Source organism: Mesorhizobium sp. P5_C1 (genome assembly GCF_054049815.1).
The window spans coordinates 1-2,079 of sequence record NZ_JBFULQ010000758.1 but is presented as its reverse complement, the minus strand read 5'-3'; the positions used below and the strand labels follow the sequence as shown (position 1 = coordinate 2,079).

Annotated in this window: 2 protein-coding genes and 1 pseudogene; all 3 read left to right on the top strand. The window is 62.3% G+C overall.

What is annotated here, in order from left to right; translation table 11 throughout:
- A pseudogene (locus ACXJ7R_RS30925) lies at positions 1-428 on the top strand (hypothetical protein); the annotation flags it as partial.
- On the top strand, positions 407-1,585 hold the full coding sequence (locus tag ACXJ7R_RS30920; protein ID WP_457155122.1) for an NAD(P)/FAD-dependent oxidoreductase: 1,179 nt from the start codon (positions 407-409) through the stop codon (positions 1,583-1,585). The pseudogene ACXJ7R_RS30925 and the gene ACXJ7R_RS30920, both read left to right, overlap by 22 nt.
- A 242-nt stretch (positions 1,586-1,827) precedes the next feature.
- On the top strand, positions 1,828-2,079 hold a 252-nt coding region (locus tag ACXJ7R_RS30915), incomplete at its 3' end, for a malonate decarboxylase subunit alpha (RefSeq protein WP_457155121.1).

Here is a 2,079-nt window from a genome sequence, read left to right as displayed (position 1 = left end):
TCACCGCACTCGGCTGGCGAGTTGAAACCGTCACCGATGACGTCTTTGACTGGATCGCAAAGYCCGGCGCCGGCGCGTACGACGTTGTCTCGGCCAATCTGTTCCTCCACCATTTTTCCGACGCGGACTTGAAGGTTCTGTTTGCAGCGCTCCGTTCACGGGCACCGGTGTTCCTCGCCACCGAGCCAAGCCGAAACGCCACTGCCTTGAGAATGTGCTCGCTCCTACGCATCATCGGCGCAAACGAGGTGACCATGCACGATGCAGCAGCGAGCGTCCGCGCGGGGTTCGCGGGCAATGAACTTTCCAGTCTGTGGCCATCGGGTTCCAGCCAGCAGTGTGAAGAACGCAGGATTGGCCCGTTTACCCACGCTTTCAGCGTCATCCCCAAGGAAGCGCTCCCGCGATGTACGATGCCATTGTCATAGGTGCCGGGCCAAGTGGCGCGTCGGTGGCCTTGGCTTTGTGCGGCCAGGGGCGCGCGGTTGCCATCATCGAACGAAGCGAATTCCCGCGCCGAAAAGTCTGCGGCGAGTTCATGTCGGCAGTCAATCTGGAGCTGTTGGACCGTTTGGGGGCGGGCGCTGCGATTCGCGCCAAGGCAGGCCCGGAAGTCAGGCGAGTAGCATTGTTTGCGTCGGGCCCGGGCATAGACGCGGGCATGCCCCGGGCGGCGGGAGACGCTTTTGGGCGTGCACTTGGGCGCGACGTCCTTGATGGCATCCTCTTGGACGCCGCCCGCAATGCCGGAGCCGATGTTTTTCAGCCTTGCCGTGCGGTGACGATCATCAGCGATGGGGAGAACGCCGCAGTCCGGATCAGCGGCAAAGACGATCAGAGGGTTCTCGCTGCGCCAGTCGTGATAGCCGCCCATGGGTCTTGGGAGCAGGGAAAGCTTCCAACCAACCTCCCAAAAAGCTGTGCGCCTCACGATCTGTTTGGCTTCAAGGCTCACTTCAAAGGAGCTTCGCTCGCCCGAGACCTCATGCCTCTCCTGGTGTTTCCGGGCGGCTATGGCGGCATGGTGTGGACGGATCAGAACAGGATGTCGCTGTCCTGCTGCATACGCCGCGACGTATTGGCCAGGTTGCGTGAGAAAAGTGGTGCCTTGTCGGCGGGCCAAGCCGTTCACGCGCACATCGTGGCATCCTGTCCTGGTACGGTTTCCGCGATCGGGGGCGCAACACTCGATGGCGAATGGCTGGCCGCCGGGCCTATACGCCCTGGCATTCGTCCGCGTTTTGCCGACGACATATTTCGGGTCGGCAACATTGCCGGCGAGTCCCATCCCATCATCGCCGAAGGCATCTCCATGGCCTTGCAGTCCGGCTGGCTGTTGGCCACCGAATTGGCCAGGTTCGACCGATGGGATCGCGAGGCGCGCGTTGCCGCCGGCAGCCGCTACTCAAAGGCCTGGAACAGACAATTCGCAACTCGCATTCGCACCGCCACCGTGTTGGCACGCATTGCAGCCCTCCCTCAATCCGCTGCGGCGATGAGGGCTTTCGTCAGTTGGTTTCCCGAAAGTCTGGCGATCGGAGCCAGACTGTCTGGCAAGACGAAAGCGCTGCCAGTTCCACGGTGATCGCTCCACTCCGGCTAACAATGGCATGCTTTTGATCGGCCTTCAGCCCTGTCGCCAAGCGCTGCGGCATCGATCAGAAGACGGTTGCGAAGTGGAGGAACCGGACAACGTTCGAGCTGTCATGCAATTGCCGGGTTCGGTAGCGTGCGAAGTCGAAAACATGGTTGCTTGAGGAAATACTCCAGGGAGCTCCGCGACTAATTTCGGCCAGCAATCCGGAGCCTGCTGGAGGAGCAAAGACGATGACGACCTGGCAGCGTGGCCGGGAAGCGCGCGACGCCCGTATCCAAGCCGGCGCGAGGCTGGCAAAGGGCAAGGTCGTCGATGTGCGCGACGCCACCAAACTGATGGAAGCGGTGGTCCGCCCTGGCGATCGCGTCTGCCTCGAGGGTGACAACCAGAAGCAGGCCGATCTGCTCTGCGCCGCCCTCCTTGCTGTCGATCCAGCCAAGGTGCGTGACCTGCACATGGTGCAGTCCGGCGTCGTGCTGCCG

Coding starts and splice junctions, on each gene's coding strand:
- ACXJ7R_RS30920 (WP_457155122.1), top strand. CDS start 407: ATGTACGATGCCATTGTCATAGGTGCCGGGCCAAGTGGCGCGTCGGTG.